This window comes from Xanthomonas sp. BRIP62411 (genome assembly GCF_003993525.1).
Lineage (GTDB): Bacteria > Pseudomonadota > Gammaproteobacteria > Xanthomonadales > Xanthomonadaceae > Xanthomonas > Xanthomonas euroxanthea.
On sequence record NZ_QEZI01000005.1, the window covers coordinates 174,184 to 194,790 of the forward strand.

The 20,607-nt window shown below is 66.6% G+C and carries 17 protein-coding genes, 1 tRNA gene and 1 other RNA gene; 14 read left to right on the forward strand and 5 right to left on the reverse strand.

The genetic code is table 11. The annotated features are described in order from the left end of the window. Nucleotides 1–151: 151 nt before the first annotated feature. Entirely contained in the window at nt 152–1,876 is a 1,725-nt protein-coding gene (locus EO139_RS02680) for an AarF/UbiB family protein (protein ID WP_104585679.1), read from the forward strand. A 69-nt stretch (nt 1,877–1,945) separates the two neighbouring features. Here the strand turns inward: EO139_RS02680 and EO139_RS02685 are convergent, their stop codons facing one another. Then, complete coding sequence (locus EO139_RS02685; protein WP_164739678.1) at nt 1,946–2,164, reverse strand: hypothetical protein; 219 nt, start codon at nt 2,162–2,164, stop codon at nt 1,946–1,948. Nucleotides 2,165–2,252: 88 nt separating this feature from the next. Between EO139_RS02685 and EO139_RS02690 the strand changes: the two genes are divergently transcribed. Next, complete coding sequence (locus tag EO139_RS02690; RefSeq protein ID WP_104649114.1) at nt 2,253–4,361, forward strand: phosphoglycerol transferase I; 2,109 nt, start codon at nt 2,253–2,255, stop codon at nt 4,359–4,361. Between the two features lie 532 nt (nt 4,362–4,893). Here the strand turns inward: EO139_RS02690 and EO139_RS02700 are convergent. Next, nucleotides 4,894–7,317: a DUF3772 domain-containing protein gene (locus EO139_RS02700; protein WP_164739697.1), complete on the reverse strand. Its 2,424-nt coding sequence runs from the start codon at nt 7,315–7,317 to the stop codon at nt 4,894–4,896. Between the two features lie 352 nt (nt 7,318–7,669). On the opposite strand from EO139_RS02700, the gene EO139_RS02705 reads away from it, so the two are divergent. The 5 genes from EO139_RS02705 to EO139_RS02730 all read left to right on the forward strand — a co-directional run bounded on the left by EO139_RS02705 (nt 7,670) and on the right by EO139_RS02730 (nt 11,193). Further along, on the forward strand, nt 7,670–8,011 hold the full coding sequence (locus EO139_RS02705) for an HPF/RaiA family ribosome-associated protein (RefSeq protein WP_104585671.1): 342 nt from the start codon (nt 7,670–7,672) through the stop codon (nt 8,009–8,011). 371 nt (nt 8,012–8,382) lie between these two features. Further along, nucleotides 8,383–9,129 carry a glucose 1-dehydrogenase gene (locus tag EO139_RS02710; protein ID WP_104649190.1) on the forward strand — a complete coding sequence of 249 codons (747 nt, stop codon included), beginning with the start codon at nt 8,383–8,385 and terminating at the stop codon, nt 9,127–9,129. Nucleotides 9,130–9,496: 367 nt separating this feature from the next. After that, on the forward strand, nt 9,497–9,859 hold the full coding sequence (locus tag EO139_RS02720) for a hypothetical protein (protein WP_126969220.1): 363 nt from the start codon (nt 9,497–9,499) through the stop codon (nt 9,857–9,859). A 307-nt stretch (nt 9,860–10,166) separates the two neighbouring features. After that, nucleotides 10,167–10,439 (forward strand): hypothetical protein, encoded by a 273-nt coding sequence (locus EO139_RS02725; protein ID WP_126945059.1) that lies wholly within the window; start codon nt 10,167–10,169, stop codon nt 10,437–10,439. Nucleotides 10,440–10,758: 319 nt separating this feature from the next. Further along, nucleotides 10,759–11,193, forward strand: coding sequence for a MarR family transcriptional regulator (locus EO139_RS02730; protein ID WP_197944248.1), 435 nt, complete (start codon nt 10,759–10,761; stop codon nt 11,191–11,193). A 420-nt stretch (nt 11,194–11,613) separates the two neighbouring features. Here EO139_RS02730 and EO139_RS02735 read toward each other — a convergent pair. Beyond that, nucleotides 11,614–11,690: transfer RNA gene (locus tag EO139_RS02735), tRNA-Arg, on the reverse strand. A 229-nt stretch (nt 11,691–11,919) separates the two neighbouring features. Between EO139_RS02735 and ubiA the strand changes: the two genes are divergently transcribed. Next, nucleotides 11,920–12,825 carry a 4-hydroxybenzoate octaprenyltransferase gene (ubiA, locus tag EO139_RS02740; protein WP_104649108.1) on the forward strand — a complete coding sequence of 302 codons (906 nt, stop codon included), beginning with the start codon at nt 11,920–11,922 and terminating at the stop codon, nt 12,823–12,825. Nucleotides 12,826–12,936: 111 nt separating this feature from the next. Here ubiA and EO139_RS02745 read toward each other — a convergent pair whose 3' ends face one another. After that, entirely contained in the window at nt 12,937–13,662 is a 726-nt protein-coding gene (locus EO139_RS02745; protein WP_206515109.1) for a ComF family protein, read from the reverse strand. 49 nt (nt 13,663–13,711) lie between these two features. Here EO139_RS02745 and bioB point away from each other — a divergent pair, with 49 nt between their 5' ends. The 5 genes from bioB to bioC all read left to right on the forward strand — a co-directional run bounded on the left by bioB (nt 13,712) and on the right by bioC (nt 19,095). Further along, nucleotides 13,712–14,746 carry a biotin synthase BioB gene (gene bioB / locus EO139_RS02750; RefSeq protein ID WP_104585661.1) on the forward strand — a complete coding sequence of 345 codons (1,035 nt, stop codon included), beginning with the start codon at nt 13,712–13,714 and terminating at the stop codon, nt 14,744–14,746. 97 nt (nt 14,747–14,843) lie between these two features. Next, a complete protein-coding gene (gene bioF / locus EO139_RS02755) occupies nt 14,844–16,049 on the forward strand; it encodes an 8-amino-7-oxononanoate synthase (protein ID WP_126969222.1) in 1,206 nt (401 codons plus the stop codon). 308 nt (nt 16,050–16,357) lie between these two features. Beyond that, the gene (bioH, locus tag EO139_RS02760; RefSeq protein ID WP_126969223.1) at nt 16,358–17,119 is read left to right on the forward strand and encodes a pimeloyl-ACP methyl ester esterase BioH; all 762 of its coding nucleotides are present in this window, start codon (nt 16,358–16,360) and stop codon (nt 17,117–17,119) included. Nucleotides 17,120–17,162: 43 nt separating this feature from the next. After that, nucleotides 17,163–17,945 carry an SDR family oxidoreductase gene (locus EO139_RS02765; RefSeq protein WP_126969224.1) on the forward strand — a complete coding sequence of 261 codons (783 nt, stop codon included), beginning with the start codon at nt 17,163–17,165 and terminating at the stop codon, nt 17,943–17,945. Nucleotides 17,946–18,210: 265 nt separating this feature from the next. Then, nucleotides 18,211–19,095 (forward strand): malonyl-ACP O-methyltransferase BioC, encoded by an 885-nt coding sequence (gene bioC / locus EO139_RS02770; RefSeq protein WP_047124575.1) that lies wholly within the window; start codon nt 18,211–18,213, stop codon nt 19,093–19,095. A 170-nt stretch (nt 19,096–19,265) separates the two neighbouring features. Here bioC and EO139_RS02775 read toward each other — a convergent pair. Beyond that, nucleotides 19,266–19,341, reverse strand: a non-coding RNA gene (locus EO139_RS02775) — sX9 sRNA. 95 nt (nt 19,342–19,436) lie between these two features. Between EO139_RS02775 and lpxO the strand changes: the two genes are divergently transcribed. Further along, a complete protein-coding gene (lpxO, locus tag EO139_RS02780) occupies nt 19,437–20,342 on the forward strand; it encodes a lipid A hydroxylase LpxO (RefSeq protein ID WP_016903250.1) in 906 nt (301 codons plus the stop codon). Nucleotides 20,343–20,607 lie beyond the last annotated feature (265 nt).

A 20,607-nucleotide genomic window follows, 5' to 3' on the forward strand; every position in this document is an offset into this window, starting at 1 on the left:
TTGCTGCGCGATGCCGCCGCCCGCCAGCCGGACGATCCGGCCGTGCCCGCCGGCCCTGGGCCGCGCACCGCAGCGCCTTGGCCACATGGCTGGATTCACCGCCTGACGACCCGCCGCTGGCCACACTCGCCCCCTTGCACGACCGCCGGAGATGGCCTTGAGTCCGAACGACCCGTACCGCACACCGGCCCAGGCCGCGATCCCCGCCGACACCGGCGTGGTGGGCGGCATGAGCCGTCGCACGCAGATCCTGCGCCTGTTGCTGCGGTATCGCGGGTCGGGCGTATTCGCCGGCATGAACCTGGATCCGGCCGCGATCAACGAGTACGAAGTGCCCGCCGAAGGTACGCCCGACCAGTTCGTCTCCGACCTGGAAGCGCTCGGCCCCACCTTCGTCAAGCTTGGCCAGATGCTGTCCACGCGTCCGGACATCGTGCCGCCGGAGTTCGCCACGGCGCTGGAGCGCATGCAGGAGAACACCAGCTCGGTGCCGGTGGAGCGCATCCGCCAGATCATCGAGGAAGAACTCGGCGTGTCGGTCAACAAGGCGTTCTCGTTCTTCGACCCGGTGCCGCTGGGCTGCGCCTCGCTGGCGCAGGTGCACCGCGCCGCCCTGCGCGACGGCACCCCGGTGGCGATCAAGGTGCAAAAACCCGAAGTCGCCGCCCAGGTCCGTTCGGACCTGGACGTGCTCAAGAGCTTTGCCACCGCCGCCGACCGCCTGACCGGCATCGGCCGGCGCGTGCGCTTTGCCGACTGGCTGGGCGAGTTCGGCAAGACCCTGCGCGCCGAGCTCAATTACGAAGACGAGGCCGAGACGCTGGCGCGCTTCGGCAAGCATCTGAAGCCATTTCCGCTGTTGTGGATTCCGCAACCCGTATGGGACCTGAGCAGCCGCAAGGTGCTGACCATGCAGCTGGCCGAAGGCGTGCGGGTGGACAAGATCTCCGGCCTGCGCCGCACCGAGCAGCCGATGGACAACCTGGCCGCGGAGCTGGTCAAGGGCTACCTGGACCAGATGTTCGTGCATGGCGAGATCCATGCCGACCCGCATCCGGGCAACCTGCGCGTGCTGCAGGACGGGCGTCTGGCCATCTTCGACCTGGGCATGGTCGCGCATGTGCCGCCGCGCCTGCGCGAGCGCTTGCTCAAGCTGCTGTTCGCCGCCGTCGACGGGCGTGGCGAAGAAGTCGCCGAAGAGACCATTGCGCTCAGCACGCGCCTGGAGGATTACGACGAGGACCGCTACCAGCGCGAAACCGGGCAGATGATTGCCCGATATGCCGCCCACGACACCACCTCCGAAGGTCGCGTGGTGCTGGATCTTGTGCGCATCGCCACCTCCAATGGCTTGCGCACGCCACCGGAACTGAGCCTGCTCGGCAAGACCTTGTTGAACCTGGAAGGCGTGTGCCGCGCGCTGTCGCCGCACCTGGACACGCGCCGCATCGTCGAACGTCATCTGCAGCATGTGATGCGCGCGCGGCTGAAAAAGTCTCTGTCCGCCGCCAATCTGGCCAGCGAGGCGATGGAACTGCAGCACCTGGTGCGCGAAGGACCGCGCCGCATGTCCGAGATCCTGTCGCTGGCGGCGGAAAACCGCCTGCAGATGCGCGTCACCGGGCTGGAAGAATCGCATCTGATGGAAAGCCTGCAGAAGATCGCCAACCGCGTGGCGGCCGGCATCGTGACCGCGGCATTGATCATGGCCTCGGCACAGATGATGCGCATCGAAACCGGCTTGAAGCTGTGGGGCTATCCGGCCATCGCAATGGTGCTGTTCCTGCTCGGCGTGGTGCTGGGCCTGGGCATCGTGCTCAGCGCCCTGCTGTTCGACCGCCGTGTGCGTGCGCGCGAAGAACGCGGGCATCGATAGCATTCCAACAGACCCCACCTCCGCGTAGGAGCGCACCCGGGCGCGACATCGCTTGCCAAGACAGCCGCGTCAAACCGTCAAGCCGTCAAAGCAGATCGGGTGGTGCGGGGTGATAGCCACGTCGCCCATCTGCGAGAAGCGCGCCAAATGCGCAATGCAGATGCCGCCGATTTCTGGCGAACGCCACCGCGACCAGGGGAGCGTCAACGCGCGCAATCCGCCACGCTGTGGGGATGGCTTAACGCGAACAAACATTTCAGTCAGCTTCGGCGCGGCATAGTCCGTCATCCGGGTGTCACATTGGGTGTGGCGCACAGGACATGGCGAGCAAGGCGTCCGGTACGCGCTCGCATCATTCCCCCACGGACGCTGCCGCATGCATTGGATGTTGTTGTTTTCGCTGTTGCTCCTGCTTTGGCTCTTGGTCGCCTCGCCGCGTCTGGCGTGGCTGAAGGCCGGTCTGTTGTCGTTGCTGCTGCTGTTGCTCAGTGCCTGGGGCCTGGTGGATCGGCTCAGCGGCGATGGCATCAACGCCGCCACGCTGTATCACCTGCGCGCGGACATGGACGGTGCCGGCGTCAGCGATTTTTCCGCCTATATCGCCGTGTTTATCGGCATGGTGCTGCTGTCGCTCAGTCCCCTTGTGTTGCTGAAGGTGCGGCGTTTCCGTCGCCCGCGCGGAGGCAACGCGGTGTTTGGCGCCTTCGTGATGATGTTGCTGGTCAGCATCGCGGTCAGCCCCTTGTACCGCGACGGCAAGCGCCTGTACTACCAGTTGCGCCCCGTGGATTACGCCACCGTGGTGCCGGAATACCTGGTGCCGCAGCAGCCCTTGCAGAAGCGCAAGAACATCGTGTGGATCTACGGCGAGAGCCTGGAACGCACCTACTTCGATGAAAAGGTGTTTCCCGGCCTGATGCCGAACCTGCGCGCGCTGGCCAGCGAGGCAGTGGACGTACGCAACCTCACCTCCACCGAAGGCAGCGGCTGGACCATCGCCGGCATGGTCGCTTCGATGTGCGGCGTGCCGCTGACCACCGCGCCCGGCGATGAAAACAGCATGGGCCGCATGGGCCTGTTCCTGCCCGAAGCACGCTGCCTGGGCGACTATCTCAAGGATCAGGGCTACCGCAATCACTATGTCGGGGGTGCCGATGCCAGCTTTGCCGGCAAGGGCAGCTTTCTGTCCAGCCATGGTTTCGATGTGGTGCACGACGTCAGCTACTTCCGCGACAAGGGCGTGGCGCCCAAGCACTTTTCCGCCTGGGGGGTGCACGACGATGTGCTGCTGGACGATGCCTGGGACAGCTTCCAGACGCTGTCGCGCGCCGGCCAGCCGTTCATGCTCACCACGCTGACCATGGACACCCACCACCCCGCCGGCCATCTGCCGCTGGCCTGCAAGGGCCAGCACTACGACAGCGCACTGGGCGACATCGGGCTGCTGCATGCGATCAAGTGCAGCGACCGGCTGATCGGCGAGCTGGTCACGCGCATTCGCAACAGCCGCTACGGCAAGAACACCATCATCGTGATCGCCTCCGATCACCTGGCGATGCCCAACGATCTCAGCGACGTGCTCGCCAAGCAGAAGCGCGAAAACCTGCTGCTGTTCCTCGGCAAGGACATCGCTCCGCAACAAGTGGTCACGCGCGCGGGCAGCACGCTGGATTCGGGTGCAACGCTGTTGCAGCTGCTGGAACCGGGCATGCGCACGCTGGGCTTTGGCCGCTCGCTGCTGGCCAGCGACGCGCCTCCCAGCGCCAGCGTGGCGGCCAGTCGCGACAGCGGCAAGGACTACCCGCGCTATCTCGCCTACGCGCGCACGCTGTGGACCGGGCGCAGCACACGCATGCTGCGCATCAACGGCAATGGCGATGTGGTGGTGGGCGTGCAACAGGTGCGCCCGCCGGTGCTGCTGGAATACGACGACGACACCAATCTCAAAACCGTCTATCTGGAAAACACCTCGCGCCAGTTCGATCGCACCCACACCGAGGGCACGCTGGCGTATGTGGATCGCTGCACGGCGTTCGAGGACGGTTCGGCCGATGGCGATTGGTGCGCATTGGTGGTCGACCGCCACCAGAGCATGAAGCTGTATCGCGATCCGGACCTGACCCGCGGCATCGCCGTGGACGCGCCGCTGGAGGCCAGCCAGCAAGGCCCGCGCCCCCGCGTGCGCCAACCGATCATGCTCACCCAGACTGCCCGCAAGACCGAGGCCGGTCGTTACATGCTGGAGCTGTACGCCAAGCGCCGGCCGACGCGGGCCTTCTGGGTGGAAGCCGTCTCGTCAGAGCGCAAGGTGGTGCTGGCCCAGCAGTGGGTGGTGCCCGATGCGGCCGGTCGCATCCGCATGCCGGTGGGCCTGGAACATGCGGTGGACGATCTGGAGATCCGTGCCTGGCTGGACTACACCGAAGATGTCAGCGTGGACGATCTGGCCCTGGTGAAACAGAGCCAGGTCGCGGATCGCTCTTGAGCCTGGCCATCGTCTCGGTCTCGGTCTCGGTCGAGGTATGTGGATGAGGTAAGGGCAAAGGCAAAGGCAAGGCCGAAGCCCAAGCCGAAGCCGAAGCATGCGATGTGCGGCCTGGCTGCAGGGCCCTTGCCCGCCCACCATCGCGGGACACGCCGCAAGTACGTCCATGTAGGCTCCGGCGCGGCATCCATGCCGCTCAGGGTCCCGCGACGGTGAGCGGGCAAGGGCCAGTCGAGACGGTCGGTGTGCACGGTAAGAGCGGCGCTGGATGCGTCGTACGCTCATGACGTATCGGCTCCATGTCTGATGCACACCGCACGACAGGCAGCTTTTCAAATGAGCGACGACCGACTGTCTGGTGCGGTGTCCTTGCCGGTTGCGGGACCGTGTGGCGGCATGGATGCCGCCACCGATCCCCCAGCGATGGGTTCACGGCATGTCCCGCAAGCGGTGAGGGCGCCGCGCCCTCGACCCTGCGAGTTTTAGCTGCACCGCCAGCGCAGGACACGCCGCGCATCGTGCACGGGCCGGCTCAGTCTTCCGATGCCGGCGTGCCATCGCCCGGATCGCGCGCCACCGCAGCACCTGCGCGGCTGAAGCGGATTTCCTGCGGCGACTGCAGCGCAATCCCCGCCGTTTCCATCCGCTGCAGCAGCGCGAAGAACAGCTCGCTGCGCACCCCATACGAATCGCGCGGGCTGCGCACGTAGGCGAACGAATTGAAGTTGACGTGCCCGCCGGCCAGCGAATCGATGAACACCGAGGGTGCCGGGTCGGCCAGCACCTTGGCGTGCTCGGCGAACAGGTCAAGCAGCATGTTGCGCACCTTTGCCACGTCGGTTTCCAGCGGCACCGAGAACTGCAGTTGCACCCGGCCCATCGGGTTGGACAGCGTCATGTTGCGCACGCTCTTGGTGATCAATTCCGAGTTGGGCACGATCAGGGTGGAGCGGTCGCCGACCTGGATCTCGGTCGCACGCACGCTGATCTTGCGTACATCGCCCTCCTGATCGCCGATGCGCACCCAATCGCCGATCTTCACCGGCCGCTCGGCCAGCAGGATCAGACCCGACACGAAGTTCTGCGTGATCGCCTGCAGACCGAAACCGATACCCACCGACAATGCACTCAACACCAGTGCAAGCCGCTTCAGATCCAGGCCCAATGCGGTCAGGCCCCACACCACCACGATCAGCCAGCCCAGATAACGCGCCACGGTGCTGATGGAATTACGCGCACCGTCATCGAGCTCGGTCTTGGGCAGATAGGTGTTGAGCAACCACTGCTGCACCACGTGCACCAGCCCCATGCCGAGCAGGAACACGCACAGCGCCCTGAACACGTCGCCCGGGGTGATCACCAGCTCCTTGCCGATGGTGATGCCGTGGGCGATGTTCTCCGCCCAGTCGGTGACCACGCTGATATTGGCGCCATACGGCGTCAGCAGCACCGCGATGCCCAGCAGCACCAGCAACACCCGTGTCGCGGCAGAGATCAGCAGCCCGAGCTGCACCAGGCGTCCGCTGCCGATGCTGAGCGCATGCGACAACGCCCGGCTGAAACGGCCGTCCGGCTTGAACAGCCAGGTCATCAGATCGTCGGTAAAGACCACCAGCAGGCCGAGCAGACTGCACACCAGGGTGATCCAGATGATCTGCCGCTCCACGAACAAGGCCAGATTGAGATAGCCGAACAGGGCTGCGATCAACGCGAAGATCACCGCCAGATGACCCAGCAGGCGGATCAGCACGATGAAGCCGCCACCGCGCGTGACCACCGGCGGCGGCGCATCGCTGTCCGGATCGGCCACGCCGGCATTTGCCGCGTGCGCGCGCAAGGACAGGGTCAGCCCGGCCAGGGCCGACAGGATCAACCCCGCATACAGCAGCGCCGCCACCGCATCGGTGGCGGCGGTCAACGCCGGACTGCTGCCGGCCACCTCGTTGATCTTGATCGCCATGCCGCTGAACCAGATCACTGCTGCGGTGGCCAGGCAATGCACGCGCAGGCGGTCGACGGTGGCATCGTCCAGCGGGAACAGGCGCCAGCTGGGCTGGTGTTTCATCAACAGGCTGGCACTGAGCGAACCGACGAAGGCAGCCACCACGCTGATGGCGACAAACCCGGTCAGCAGCTGGTCCAGGTCATCGGGCAGCTCGCCGAGCGCGCGGATCCCTTCGACCAGCACGAATGCCGCAATCCCCAGGCTCAACGTGCCGACCAGCAGAAACCACAAGGCCAGCCCCGAGCGCCGCAGGCGTCCGCCGGGCGCACGCGAGGCCGCATAGCGACGCCCCAGGTGGCGCAGGAAGATGCGCAGCGGCAGTGCCAGCAACAACGCGACCACGGCAGCGGTGATCAGCCCGCCCACGCCATTGGCCGCCACACCTGCCTGCACCAGCTGCACCGTCTTGTCGGACAAGGCCTGCAGGCGGGCACGATCGTCCGGCCACTGCTGCCCGATCTGATGCCATAACGTCGGCGACAACGGCGAGGCCACCCGTGTGGAGAGCTGCACGCTGAAGCGTTGCACGCGCTCGCGTTCGAGCCGGTCGGCCAGGTCCTTGGCGTTGGAGGCCAGCAGCGTGGCCCGGATGAACTCGGCATTGAGCTGATCGCGCTCCTTGGTCAGCGCCTTGCGCTGTTTGACCAGGTCGGCCGGTTCGTTTTGCGCCGCGACACCAAGCCCCTCCAAGCGCCCGTTGAGCTCCTTGAGCGGTTGCTCCAGCGTGCGCACCAGATCCTGCGCCTGCCGCTGCGCGCCGGCGACGTCCTCGGTCAGCTTGCCCAGCTGCTCGGTATCGGCCTTCTCCATGCCCGCGTCGGCCTGGGACAGCACCTTCTGCATGCTGTCGAGCTGCGTCTGCGCGGTCTCCAGCAGGGTGTCGTCGTCCTGCGCGATGGCGGCACCCACGCACACCATCCACAACGCGATCAGCAACAGCACACGCTGCAACACGCCGCGACGGGCATCCAGGGCAACTCGGAATTCGGACACAGGCAGACATCGGACAGGCGCACACCAGCGCGGTGCCGGCATCTTAATCCACCGCCCGCAGCCGGGCAGTTCGCCGCTGCCGTGAGGGTTCAGCCTGGCAGAGCTCGCCAGGCGTGACGGGTGCTGCGCGATTGGAGGCGCGTTGGCGATCGCGGTTACGGCGCCGGCCGCCGCAGCGGGTGCACCGCCGGGCCATCCCGACCTGTGCATGAACGTGGTGCAGCTTGTCACCTTGCGGCAACGGTGCGCTGTCGCAGAATCGAGTCACCGCTACGGCAGACGCAGCGGATGACCGCGAAGGAGACACTCTATGCAGATTCAGATCCAGACCGACAAGCACGTGCCGCATGACCCCTCTGTCGTGCAGCATGTCGAGAAGACCTGCTCCGCCCAGCTGGCGCATTTCGCCAGCGACATCACCCGCGTCGACGTGCATTTGCGCGATGAAAACGGCCAACGCGGCGGCGCAGCGGATCGAACCTGCAGCATCGAGGCGCACGTCGCCGGCCTGCCGCCGATCGCGGCCACCAATAGTGCCGAAACCACCGCCTCGGCCGTCACCGGCGCCGCGCGCAAGCTGCGCACCGCCATCGAACACGCACGTGGCAAGCAGCACGCCAAGGCCACCACACCGCCGCCGGACGTGCTCTGATCCGAGCCTGCGCAGGGTGGCGCTCCTCGCCCCCTGCCAAGCGACGCATCGCTGGCCTCACAGTGCAACGCCGCGTCGATACTCAGGCCGGCGCGCAACCCTGATAGAAACGCCATCGGCCCGCTGCAGTGACACTGCAGCGGGCCGATGGCGTTTTGCTTTTGCGTTGGAGCTGCTCGCCACGCTGAGCCTGGACATGGTCGTGTTGCGACGTGGCTGTCGAAAGTGCCGCGGCCCATGCAGCGCGCAACGCTCGAGGGCCACCTGATCGTCCTCTTCGCCTCGACAGTAATTAATTGACCCGTCATCTATATTTCCACACACTAGTTCGACTGGCGGCCGCGAGGCCACTCACTCGCAGGAGAAGAATGATGGGCAGACTGCAAGGCAAAGTCGCAATCGTCACCGGTGCCGCACAGGGCATGGGCGCGTCGCATGTGCGCAATTTCGTTGAAGAGGGTGCGCACGTTGTTTTCACTGACATCAATGCCGAGGGAGGGCATGCACTGGCCTCCGAGCTGGGCAAGCGTGTTCGCTTCGTCCAGCAGGACGTCACGAGCTGGGACGCATGGCAGAACGTGGTGGCCGAAGCGGAAGCGGCATTCGGCAACGTCACGATTCTGGTCAACAATGCAGGGATCCTGGGCCCCATTGCCAAGACTGCGGATATCTCCGAAGAAGATTTCCTCAAGGTCTGTGCGATCAACCAGAATGCCGTTTACCTTGGCATGAAGGCGGTCATCCCCTCCATGCTGAAGGCGAAGGTGGGATCGATCGTCAATATTTCCTCGATCGCCGGAATGGCAGCCAATTACGGATTCCCGAGCCTGGCCTATGTCGGCAGCAAGTTCGCCGTGCGCGGAATGAGCAAGGCGACGGCAATCGAATATGGCGCAGACAACATCCGTGTGAACTCGGTCCACCCGGGCTTCATCCAGACCCCGATGATGGTGGAAGGGACGGACGAAAACGGTGGTGATGCCGTTGCCCAGATCCCACTGGGACGCATCGCCAAGGCCAGCGAGGTCAGCAACCTGGTTCTGTTCCTGGCGTCCGACGAATCGTCCTACATCACCGGGCATGAGCATGTCGTCGATGGTGGACTGCTCGCCCAGTAAGCTTGCCCGTGTCAGGACGCGTGGGGACTTCGCTGCCACGCCTGGTTCAGCCGGCATCGTTCCTGGGCGCTGATCGGCGGGATGACGTTGCCAAGCAACGTGTGAGCAGTGAAGTGCACCAGCACATCAGGGGCGGCGACGTGGTGGCAGTGATGGAACGCTTGCGCCACCACCGTGACTGCCGCGCCGCCTCCGGTACGGCGTGCAGCTGCACGGGTTTTGTTGGGCGGCGTCCAGCAATCGCGCGTCGAGACGCAAAATTTCAGAGTAATCCACCGCCAATCTAGCGTTGGACTATACTCATGCGGCACGGTCCGGGCCGGTTCACAGGCCGTTGGTTCGCATTCGATGACAGGTGAAAAATCGCATGAAGAAAACGCTGATGTTCATGACATTTGCCACCTGCATCGGTGTCTTCGCAGGAATGAGTTCCGTCAACGTCGCACGTGCACAGCAGCGGGCCAGCCACGCCCCTGATCCGCTGCACGCCAAGGTGTTGGCACGTTACGAGGCGATTAACGCTAGCCTGGCCGAGGCGCGCAAGGCAGGCAAGCTGTCCAATGCCCAGGCTGCGGAGATCGAGAAGAAGCTCAGCTGGGTCCGCACCGATTCCGCAACGAGAGCGAAGCAGCAGGGATTCGTCAGCGCGGGTGAGAGCGCCAGCTACAACAGGACCCTGGACGAGGCCGAGCAGGCAATCCGCCGTGGCACGAGTGGCAGCAAGCATTAGGTCCGCGGCGTCCTCCAGCATCCGGGCGCCAGGGCAGTCAGTCGCCAGCAAGCGACGAAAGTACAGACGCATGGACTGATCAGGTGGGTGTGGGCCGGTGCGCGGAATCGGCACGCGTCAGTCGTGCACGCCGGTTTCCGTGTACCGTCCGCATCCACCCTGACGAGCGCTTGTTACCTCTTGTCAGTCGCTCATGGCGATAGGACTCGCACGCACATTTCATACTGACCTGCTTACAGTCTGCTTCCGTAACGGGGCCGCACTGGCTTCCATCTATCCCGACGTCAGCGTCCGAATTGGAGTGGTCATGAAGCTAGGTCTCTTGTCAGCGCTTGCGCTTTCACTTACTGCGTGTACGGGCGCCCCCGTCGCCAAGGAACACAAGATCGACGATGGCGCCCTGCCCAGCGCAGAGGTCAAGGCATTCGAGCGTGCCCAGGCGCGTTATCACTACAAGGACGCGCGTTTTGAATGGGATGCCAGCAACTGCGCGGTGTATGAAGGGACTGCCCCGGACGGCAAGCGTCAACAGCAGCCGTTGACCAAAGAAGACGGCTCCCGTTTTTGTAGCGCCCCCTGACAGCCGAGTGCTTCCGGCCTATCCGAGCGCCGCCGGTGACGCATCCAGCTCCACGGTCCTGCGCCTGCGCTTGTCCATCCCGCTCTCACGACGGTCGCAGCACGGACGCACGACGAATCGATTGAACGGCGAGAAGCGGATGGGATTTAATTGATGCATCGACAGCGGACCAGCGCTTCATGCCTCGGCGCGGATCAAGCTAAGGTATCGGGGAAACAGGCGAAACCCGGACGCGTCGTCCCGGCCGCATCAGCAATGGGACTTACGGGATATGTCATTTCACGAAGGCGAAGATTGGCGAACGACGCTGACCTGGACCGTGCTGCCTGCCGGGCGCGCCTGGCAACGCGCAGCAGGAATCGCCCTGGCGCAACTGGGCGTTTCCCTGTCCATCGCGGCGGTTCTTCTTGTGATCGCCCGGCTGGGCGATGGTATCCGGCAGAAAGACGTGGCCGAGGAATCGGCGCTGGATCCGGCCGCCATTGCGCGATCGGTCACCCAACTCGAACGGGACGGTTTGCTCAAGCGGCGCAGGGACCTGTCCGATGGCCGCGCCAAGACCCTGCACCTGACCGAACGGGGTCGTGCGGTGTCGCTCAAACTGGGCGAGGCGCTGGACGGCCTGCGAAACGAACTGATCGCCGGCATGGACGACACCGAAGGGCGCATTGCGGTGCGCGTACTCCGTAACCTGGAGAGCCAATGCCTGGCATTCTCCGCTGGAGACCTTCATGCCGGAACGTCCGAGGCCTGACCGACCGCGTGACGTGTCGGTAAGAAGCAATCTTTTGCGGGAAGCGGCTAGGTGCTTGCCAAGGAAGCGTCCCGAGGTAGCAGCTGATCAAGCGCTGCAGCGGTGCCTTACCGATGCGACCGATGCACCGCTGCCCGAAGGTGTCGACCAGCGGTGATACGACTGGAGAAAGCGCCCCCGGCTCTCGTGAGTCCGCCAACCCGCGTTTGCTCGGTCGAATCCACCAGCTGCACCCGGACCACCCGGGTACACACGTAGCGCAAATGCACGACTATCTGGATCCATCACCATGAAGATGGCCATTGTTCGTGCATTGAAATCATTTCAATGGGCCTGCCCGGATTTCCGCGGACCAGCAACAATAAACCCCCGATTTCTCGAGGGTTTATTGGCATCCCGGGACAAGCCTGGAACGTGAATTGGTGCGCCCGGAGGGATTCGAACCCCCGACCAATGGCTTCGGAAGCCACTACTCTATCCGGCTGAGCTACGAGCGCCTGGTCGGGCATTATGCCAGAACCGCCGCCGCGCGCGTGACCCCGCAGCGCAGGTCTGCCGAACGACCGGGCACCACCGCGTTGCCGACCTGGGCTCGCCCGGATGCTGCGCCCACTCCTGCCCGGCCTGGCGCGGCACCGGGCAGCCGCCTGGGGGCCCGGACGATGCACTGCGCGATCACCGGCCAGCGCATGACCGCGGCCAGGCCGCACTGCTACCCTTTGCAGCATGAGCAAGCATGGTGTTGAACAGCTGCCGACAGCGCCCGCGCTGACCTGGCCGCAGCGACTGGGGCAGTACTGGAAGCTGGTCCGCGGCGATCGTCCGATCGGCAGCCTGTTGTTGCTGTGGCCCACCTGGTGGGCATTGTGGCTGGCTGCCGATGGCCTGCCGCCGCTGTGGACGCTGTTCGTGTTCACTGCCGGGGTCTGGCTGACCCGCTCGGCCGGCTGCGTGATCAACGACTACGCCGACCGCTGGCTGGACCCGCATGTAGAGCGCACCAAGTCGCGGCCGCTGGCCACCGGGGCAGTGTCCGGGCGCGAGGCGCTGTGGGTGTTCGTGGTGCTGATGCTGGTGGCGTTCGCGCTGGTGCTCACGCTCAACTGGCTGACCGTTGCGCTGAGCGTGCCGGGCGTGTTCCTGGCCGCCAGCTACCCCTATCTTAAACGCCATACCCACCTGCCCCAGGTCTATTTGGGCATGGCCTTCGGCTGGGGCATCCCGATGGCGTTCGCCGCGGTGCAGGGCAGCGTGCCATGGCTGGCCTGGCTGCTGTACGCGGCCAACATCCTGTGGGCGACGGCCTATGACACCTGGTACGCCATGGTCGACCGCGAGGACGACATCCGCATGGGCAGCAAGTCCACCGCCATCCTGTTCGGCAGGTTCGACCTGCTCGCGCAGGGCCTGCTGTATGCGTCGATGTTTGCGGCACTGGCACTGGTCGGCCTGCGTGCCGGTCTCGGCATCGCGTACCTGGCAGGGCTGGGCGTGGCCGCGCTGCTGGTAGCCTACGAATTCCGGCTTGCCCGCCACCGCGAACGCGGCCCCTGCTTCCGTGCCTTCCTGCACAACAACTGGGTAGGCCTGGCGATCTTCGTCGGCATCGCCGCCGCCCTGGCAATGCGCTGACCCGCAGACGGGCAAACCACCTCGGCTTAAGCCCCGCTCCCCGCGGGAGAGGGGTTGGGGTGAGGGTACGGGCGAAGCTCCATGGTGCAGCTCACAACCCCCAGCCCAGCCTCACGGCACCCGCGCGCACACCCACGCATCTACCCGCTGCACGCCGGCCCGACGCAAGGCCTGCGCGGCCGCATGCAGCGTCGCACCGGTGGTCATCACGTCATCCACCAATGCCACATGCGCCGGCAACGCGCCACCCGCGACGAAGGCGCCGCGCAGGTTGCGCTGGCGCTCGGCCGCATCCAGCTCCGACTGCGGCGCGGTCGCGCGGACCCGGCGCAGCAAGGGCAGGCAGGGCAACCGCAGCGCGCGCCCGAGCGGTCTGGCCAGCTCCAGCGCCTGGTCGTAACCGCGCTGGCGCAGGCGCTGCCGATGCAGACTCACCGGCACCAGTGCCTGCGGACGCGGCAGGCCCGCACACGCCTTGACCATCAACTCGCTGAGCAGACGCCCGGCGGCCAGATCCTGACGAAACTTGAAACGTCGCAGCAGGCCATCCACCGGCCAGCGATAGGTGAAGCACGCATGCACGTGCTGCAGCGGCGGCCGATGCTGCAGGCATTGCCCGCACAGCAGCGCTTCATCGGAGGCGGACAACGGCGTTGCGCAGCACAGGCAGGCGCGCCCGTGATCGGGCAAGGCCGCGCGGCACCACGGGCAGAGATCGCCATCGGCAGTGCCGGCCTCGGCGCATACCAGGCACACGTTCGGCAGCAGCAGCCGCAACACCCGTCGCGGCCAGCTGTAAACCGAATGCACCTCATCGAAGTTGACAGCTTCTCGCATGCTCACCAGACTGCCTGGCTTCCAAGCCGCTGACTGTCAGGAAACCCCGATGTCTGTTGTCGTACGCCATGACTGGGATCGCAACGAGCTGCAGGCGCTGTTCGATCTGCCGTTTCCGGAGTTGCTGCACCGCGCCGCCAGCGTGCATCGCGAACACTTCGATCCGGCGGAAGTGCAGGTCTCCACGCTGCTGTCAGTCAAGACCGGCGGCTGCCCGGAAGACTGCGCGTACTGTCCGCAGGCGCAGCGCTACGACACCGGCGTGACCGCGCAGAAGCTGATGGAAACCGACGAAGTGGTTGCCAAGGCGCGGCAGGCCAAGGCCGCCGGCGCCTCGCGCTTCTGCATGGGCGCGGCCTGGCGCTCGCCCAAGGAGCGCGACATCCCCAAGGTCGCGGCGATGATCCGCGAGGTCAAGGCGATGGGGCTGGAGACCTGTGCCACGCTCGGCATGCTCGACGCCGGCCAGGCGCGCGCGCTCAAGGATGCGGGGCTGGACTACTACAACCACAATCTGGATACCGCGCCGGATTACTACGACTCGATCATCCACACCCGCCAGTATCAGGACCGCCTGAACACGCTGGAGCATGTGCGCGATGTCGGCCTGAAGACCTGCTGCGGCGGCATCGTCGGCATGGGCGAAACCCGCGAGCACCGTATCGGCCTGCTGCTGGCGCTGGCCACGCTGCCGGCGCATCCGGACTCGGTGCCGATCAACCAGCTGGTGCAGGTTGCCGGCACGCCGTTGCACGGCACTCAGCAGCTGGATCCGTTCGAATTCGTGCGCATGATCGCCGTGGCCCGCATCACGATGCCGCATTCGATGGTGCGCCTGTCCGCCGGCCGCGAAGCAATGAGCGACGAGCTGCAGGCGCTGTGCTTCCTGGCCGGTGCCAACTCGATCTTCTACGGCGAAAAACTGCTGACCACCGGCAACCCGGACACCGAACGCGACCAGGCCCTGTTCCAGCGCCTGGGCCTGCGCCCGATGCAGATCACCGTCGACGCCGCCGACCATGACCACCCAGGCACCGTGCATGCGGAGATCACCCGTAGCACGGCCTGCGAGCACGCTGCCTGACCGCGAAGCGAGCACCCGGCACCGATCGTCGGTGCCGGCTGGGCGCGCCGGGCGCGGCAGGCTACGCTAGCGCACCTTTCTGCCGCTGAATGCCCCCATGGCTCGCCCCGATCTGCACGAACGGATTTCGTCGCTGCGCACCTTGCGTGTGGCCCAGGAACGGGTGCGGGTACGGCGGCTGGTGGGCCGGCGCGATGGCGTGCGGCTGGAGATCGATGGCCGCTGGCTGACCGGCTTCTGCTCCAACGATTATCTGGGCCTGTCGCAGCAGTTCGAAGTGGTCGCTGCGTTGCAGGACGCCGCCGCGCGCGATGGCGCCGGCGCCACCGCCTCGCACCTGATCTGCGGCCACCACACCGCGCACGAAACGCTGGAACGCGAGATCGCGCAGTGGCTGGGTTATCCGTCGGCCCTGCTGTTCGGCAGCGGCTTTGTCGCCAATCTGGCGGTGCAGCAGGCCCTGCTCAGCGAGGACGACGATGTCTGCGTGCAGGACCGGCTCAACCACGCCAGCCTGCTCGATGCCACGCGCCTGGCCGGCTGCCGGCTGCGCCGCTATCCGCACCTGGATGTGGAAGGCGCGATGCGTCAGCTCAAGGGCGCGCCCGAGGGCGCGGCGATGCTGGCCAGCGATGGCGTCTTCAGCATGGATGGCGATGTGGCCCCGCTGCGCGCGCTGAGCCTGGTGGCGCGCATGCAGGAGGCGCTGTTCTACGTCGACGACGCACACGGCGTGGGCGTGCTCGGCCCGCAGGGGCGCGGCTGCGTGGCCGATGCCGGACTGGGCGTGGCCGAGGTGCCGCTGCAGTTGGTGACCCTGGGCAAGGCGCTCGGCGGCTATGGCGCGGTCGTTGTCGGCGATGAAGCGCTGGTACGCCATCTGGCCGAAACCGCGCGCCCCTACATCTACACCACCGCGTTGCCGCCGGCGCAGGTCGCTGCAACCCTGGCGGCGGTGCGCCTGGCGCGTCGCGACGATTGGCGGCGTGCCAAGCTGGTCGAGTCGATCGGCAGTTTCCGCGATGGCGCACGCCGGCACGGCTTCGAACTGATGGCCTCGGATACGCCGATCCAGCCCTTGCTGTGCGGCGAAGAAGCCACGGTGATGGCAATGTCCGCCGCGCTGGAACAGGCCGGCTTCCTGGTTGGCGCGATTCGCCCGCCCACCGTGCCCGAAGGCAAGGCGCGTCTGCGTGTGACCTTGTCCGCGCTGCATACGCCGCAGCAGGTGCAGGCCTTGATCGAGGCCATCGTGCAGGCGCGCGATGTGGTCAGTCGGCAGCCACTGCGCGCGTCGGCCTGAAGGCGACGATCAAGCCACCTGCCCAGCAGCCGGGCAGCGCCGCCGGTGCTCGGGGTGGCACGGATCGCTCGACTGAAACCGCAGCGCTGCGCGCACAATCCACACCCAGCTGACACCTGATGGATCACTGGCATTGCCACTGCCGCGATCAGGATCATGTGCGCACGCAACGGAGCTGCTTCGAATCCCGGGTCAACGCGCCACGTACAGGCGCCATGCGCCGACTCGAGACTCACCGCTGCTCGGGCACGGATCTGCGCGCAAGGATCTGCGCGCACCGACTGTCGCCGATCGGCGACAATCCCCGCATGCATATCGATGTCATCGGCCACGGGCCCGCGCTGGTTCTTCTGCATGGTTGGGCATTGCACGGCGGCGTGTTCGCGCCGCTGGTGGAACGCCTGGCCGCGCACCATCAACTGCATCTGGTGGACCTGCCCGGGCACGGTTTCAGCCGCGAGGACAGCACGCCGCTGGCGCTGCCGGACGTGGTCGCCGGCATCGCCGCGGCCACCCCGCCGGCGGTGTGGGTCGGCTGGTCGCTGGGCGGGCTGTTCGCACTGCATGCCGCAGCCACCCAGCCGAAGGTGCGCGGGCTGGCGATGATCGCGGCCACGCCGCGTTTCGTGCGTGGCCCCGAGTGGCCCGACGCGGTCGAGCGCGAGGTGTTCGTGCAATTCGGCCAGGACCTGGCGCGCGATTATCGCGGCACGCTGGAGCGCTTTCTGGCGCTGGACACGTTGGGCTCGGCGCATGCCCGCGCCGAGTTGCGCAGCCTGCGCGAGACGCTGGTGGCGCGCGGCGAACCGGCGGCCGCAGCGTTGCAGCAAGGTCTTGGCCTGCTGAAACGCACCGACCTGCGCCGCGCGCTGCCGCAACTGACACGCCCCAGCCTGTGGATTGCCGGCCAGCGCGACAGGCTGGTGCCGGCGGCCGGCATGCAGGCCGCCGCGGCGCTGGCTCCGCACGCCCAGGCATTGACCATTGCCGGTGGCGGCCACGCACCGTTTCTTGGCCACGCCGACCAGGTCGCCGAGGCGCTGCAACGCTTCGTTGCGTCCGTGCCGTGAACCGATCGTCGATCATGCGCCATCGCTGATCGAGGAAACACGCATGGATCTGGGAATCGCCGGACGCTGGGCATTGGTGTGCGCCGCCAGCAAGGGCCTGGGATTGGGCTGCGCACGCGCGCTGGCCAGCGAAGGCGTCAACGTGGTGATCGTCGCGCGCGGCCGCGATGCCCTGGAGCAGTCCGCCGATGCGCTGCGCGCACTGCCGGGCGCCGGCGAAGTGCGCAGCGTGGTGGCCGATATCGCCACCCCGCAGGGACGCCGCGATGCCCTCGCCGCCTGCCCGCAGGTGGATATCCTCATCAACAACGCCGGTGGCCCGCCGCCCGGCGATTTTCGCCAGTGGGAACGCGACGACTGGCTGCGCGCACTGGATGCCAACATGCTGGCGCCGATCGAGTTGATCCGCGCCAGCGTCGATGCGATGCGCGCACGGCGCTTCGGCCGCATCGTCAACATCACCTCCAGTGCGGTGAAGGCGCCGATCGACATCCTGGGCCTGTCCAATGGCGCGCGCGCCGGCCTTACCGGCTTCGTCGCCGGGCTGGCGCGCAGCACGGTCGCCGACAACGTCACCATCAACAATCTATTGCCCGGCCAGTTCGCCACCGACCGCCTGCGCGGCAACTTCGCGGCGATCGCCCAACAGCAAGGCCTCGGCGCCGAAGAGGTTGCCGAGCGCAAGCGTGTGGGTATTCCGGCCGCACGCTTCGGCGAGCCGGACGAATTCGGCGCGGCCTGCGCGTTCCTGTGCAGCGCGCAGGCCGGCTACATCACCGGGCAGAACCTGCTGATCGACGGCGGCAGCTATCCCGGCACGTTCTAGGACGCGCCGGCCATGCCGATGGGTGTGGCCAATGCGGTGGCCGACGCGCCCTAGGCGGACGTTGCGGGCCGATGGTTGTGGCAACTGCGGCGGACGTTCCGGTTGCCTCCGGCCACGACGCGCGCGTCGAGACACCTTGCCGGTCCATTGCGGTCGCCATGCTGTCGCTGGCGGACCGACCGCTTGCACTGCTCCGGGCCGATTGCCTGTCCGCGCCACACATCGATTCCCTCCGCCCCGGCCACAGGCGACAATAGCGCCGCTCATGAACAGTACTTTCGACCCCCGCCACGTCCGGCGCGCCTTTGCGCGTGCCGCCAGCAGCTATGCCGCCGCCGCCGCGCTACAGCGCGAAGCCGAAGCGCGCCTGCTCGAATCGCTCGACTACCTGGGCGACCAGGTGCCCAAGGTGGTGCTGGATGTCGGCGCCGGCCCCGGCCATGCCAGCGCCGCGATCAAGAAGCGCTGGCCCAAGGCGCAGGTGATCGCGCTGGACCAGGCCATGCCGATGCTGCGCCAGGCGCGCAAGGCGGCGGGCTGGTGGAAGCCGTTCGCGCAGGTCTGCGCCGATGCGCGCGCCTTGCCGGTGGCCGACGGCAGCGTGGATGTGATCTTCAGCAACCTGTGCCTGCAGTGGGTGGAAGACCTGCCGGCAGTATTCGCCGGTTTCCGCCGCGCGCTGCGGCCGGGCGGCCTGTTGCTGTGCTCCACCTTCGGCCCGGAGACGCTCATCGAATTGCGCGAGGCCTTCGCCCAGGCCGACCCGGCCCCGCATGTCAGCCGCTTCCCGCCGATCGCCCAGTTCGGCGATGCCTTGCTGATGTCCGGCTTCCGCGACCCGGTGCTGGACCGCGACCTGTTCACGCTGACCTACAGCGACCTGCCCGCGCTGATGCGCGAGCTGCGCGCGATGGGCGCCACCAACGCGCTCAGCAATCGCCGCGCCACCCTGACCGGGCGCGGCCGCTTTGCCGCCGCCAGCGCCGCCTACGAGCCGCTGCGGCGACCGGACGGCACCTTGCCCAGCTCCTGGGAAGTGATCTATGCCCATGCCTGGGCACCGGCACCGGGCGCGCCCATCCGCGAACAGGGGCATGACGTCGCCAGCGTGCCGGTGGCCTCGATTCCGATCCGCCGCCGCATCGACTAGCGACGGTGCAGATCGCCGGCGGCAACGCAGCCGTTGCCGGCGAGACACACAGTTTTGCGACCACACCAATGCCGACCTGTCAGGCTCGGTCCCGACACCCGGTAGAATTCAGCAGTCAACGGCCGCAGGTTCCTGTTGCGGCTCACCTTGTTCAATGCCTCAACCAGCGTGGCTCGCACTACGTCGCAAGCGATCGCCAGGTGGCTGCAGACGGCGCGCAGGAACCGCCGTGTACGCGTGATACATGCAGGTTCCGAGCACCGCCAGCGCCCGCCCGGCCGTTTGTCGTTTTGATCGCCGCGCTGACGTTTGCGGCCCCCGCCCCCCAATTGGTCTTCCCAATGTTGAAGTGGCTCATCATCGCGCTGTTCATCGCATCAGCGCTTTACATCCATTACCGCGGTCGCGTGCGGCACCGGCTCAGCCGGCAGCTGCTGGACCATTCCACCTTCATGGCGCCGATCAACACGCTGATGTATCTGTGTTCGCGGGTGCCGACCACACCGTTCATCGATCCCGGCAAAGAATTCCCGGAGCTGGCGCCGCTGCGCGCCAACTGGCCGCTGATCCGCGATGAAGCGGTGGCGCTGCAGCAGATGCAGAAGATCCGCGCCGCCGACGGCTACACCGACATCGGCTTCAACTCGTTCTTCCGCCGCGGCTGGAAGCGCTTCTATCTGAAGTGGTACGGCACCGCGCACCCGTCGGCGTCCGAGCTGTGCCCGCAGACCACCGCGCTGCTGAAGTCCATCCCCACGGTCAAGGCCGCGATGTTCGCCGAGTTGCCGCCGGGCAGCGAACTGCGCCCGCACCGCGACCCGTTCGCCGGGTCCATGCGCCTGCACTTGGGCCTGGCCACGCCCAACGACGACCGCTGCTTCATCGACGTCGACGGGCAGCGCCACAGCTGGCGCGATGGCGAATGGACGATGTTCGACGAGACCTACATCCACTATGCGCGCAACGACACCGACCAGGACCGCATCATCCTGTTCTGCGACATCGAGCGCCCGATGCGCTGGCGCTGGGCCGCGGCGGTGAACCGCTTCGTCGGCCGCAGCCTGCTCTCGGCCGGTGCCTCGCCCAACCAGGAAGGCGACAAGACCGGCGGCATCAACCGCGTGTTCCGCTACTTCTATGCCGCGCGGCTGAAGGCCAAGGCGCTGAAGGAGCGCAACAACCCGCTGTACCAGACGCTCAAGTGGGGCATCTTCATCCTGGTGGTGGTCGGGATCGTGCTGCTGTAACCCGGACCACCGCGCAGGAGCGCGCTTGCGCGCGATGGGGCGTTACCGGTAACGCCCCATCGCGCCCGGGTGCGCTCCTGCGCAGGTCTGGCTGCCCATGCCGATCGGTCCAGGCAGGGTGCACCGCGTCATGCCGCAACGCCGGAGTCATGCCACAACACCGGACCCACCACGTAGGAGCGCACCTGGGCGCGACCAGGCATTGCGGTAACGCCTCATCGCGCCCGGGTGCGCTCCTACGCAGGCTGGCCCGCGCCGATCGATG

Excerpts from the sequence above, each read along its gene's own strand:
- EO139_RS02680 (WP_104585679.1), top strand. The coding sequence starts at position 152 with ATGGCCTTGAGTCCGAACGACCCGTACCGCACACCGGCCCAGGCCGCG.
- EO139_RS02685 (WP_164739678.1), bottom strand. The coding sequence starts at position 2,164 with ATGACGGACTATGCCGCGCCGAAGCTGACTGAAATGTTTGTTCGCGTT.
- EO139_RS02690 (WP_104649114.1), top strand. The coding sequence starts at position 2,253 with ATGCATTGGATGTTGTTGTTTTCGCTGTTGCTCCTGCTTTGGCTCTTG.
- EO139_RS02705 (WP_104585671.1), top strand. The coding sequence starts at position 7,670 with ATGCAGATTCAGATCCAGACCGACAAGCACGTGCCGCATGACCCCTCT.
- EO139_RS02710 (WP_104649190.1), top strand. The coding sequence starts at position 8,383 with ATGGGCAGACTGCAAGGCAAAGTCGCAATCGTCACCGGTGCCGCACAG.
- EO139_RS02720 (WP_126969220.1), top strand. The coding sequence starts at position 9,497 with ATGAAGAAAACGCTGATGTTCATGACATTTGCCACCTGCATCGGTGTC.
- EO139_RS02725 (WP_126945059.1), top strand. The coding sequence starts at position 10,167 with ATGAAGCTAGGTCTCTTGTCAGCGCTTGCGCTTTCACTTACTGCGTGT.
- ubiA (WP_104649108.1), top strand. The coding sequence starts at position 11,920 with ATGAGCAAGCATGGTGTTGAACAGCTGCCGACAGCGCCCGCGCTGACC.
- EO139_RS02745 (WP_206515109.1), bottom strand. The coding sequence starts at position 13,662 with ATGCGAGAAGCTGTCAACTTCGATGAGGTGCATTCGGTTTACAGCTGG.
- bioB (WP_104585661.1), top strand. The coding sequence starts at position 13,712 with ATGTCTGTTGTCGTACGCCATGACTGGGATCGCAACGAGCTGCAGGCG.
- bioF (WP_126969222.1), top strand. The coding sequence starts at position 14,844 with ATGGCTCGCCCCGATCTGCACGAACGGATTTCGTCGCTGCGCACCTTG.
- bioH (WP_126969223.1), top strand. The coding sequence starts at position 16,358 with ATGCATATCGATGTCATCGGCCACGGGCCCGCGCTGGTTCTTCTGCAT.
- EO139_RS02765 (WP_126969224.1), top strand. The coding sequence starts at position 17,163 with ATGGATCTGGGAATCGCCGGACGCTGGGCATTGGTGTGCGCCGCCAGC.
- bioC (WP_047124575.1), top strand. The coding sequence starts at position 18,211 with ATGAACAGTACTTTCGACCCCCGCCACGTCCGGCGCGCCTTTGCGCGT.
- lpxO (WP_016903250.1), top strand. The coding sequence starts at position 19,437 with ATGTTGAAGTGGCTCATCATCGCGCTGTTCATCGCATCAGCGCTTTAC.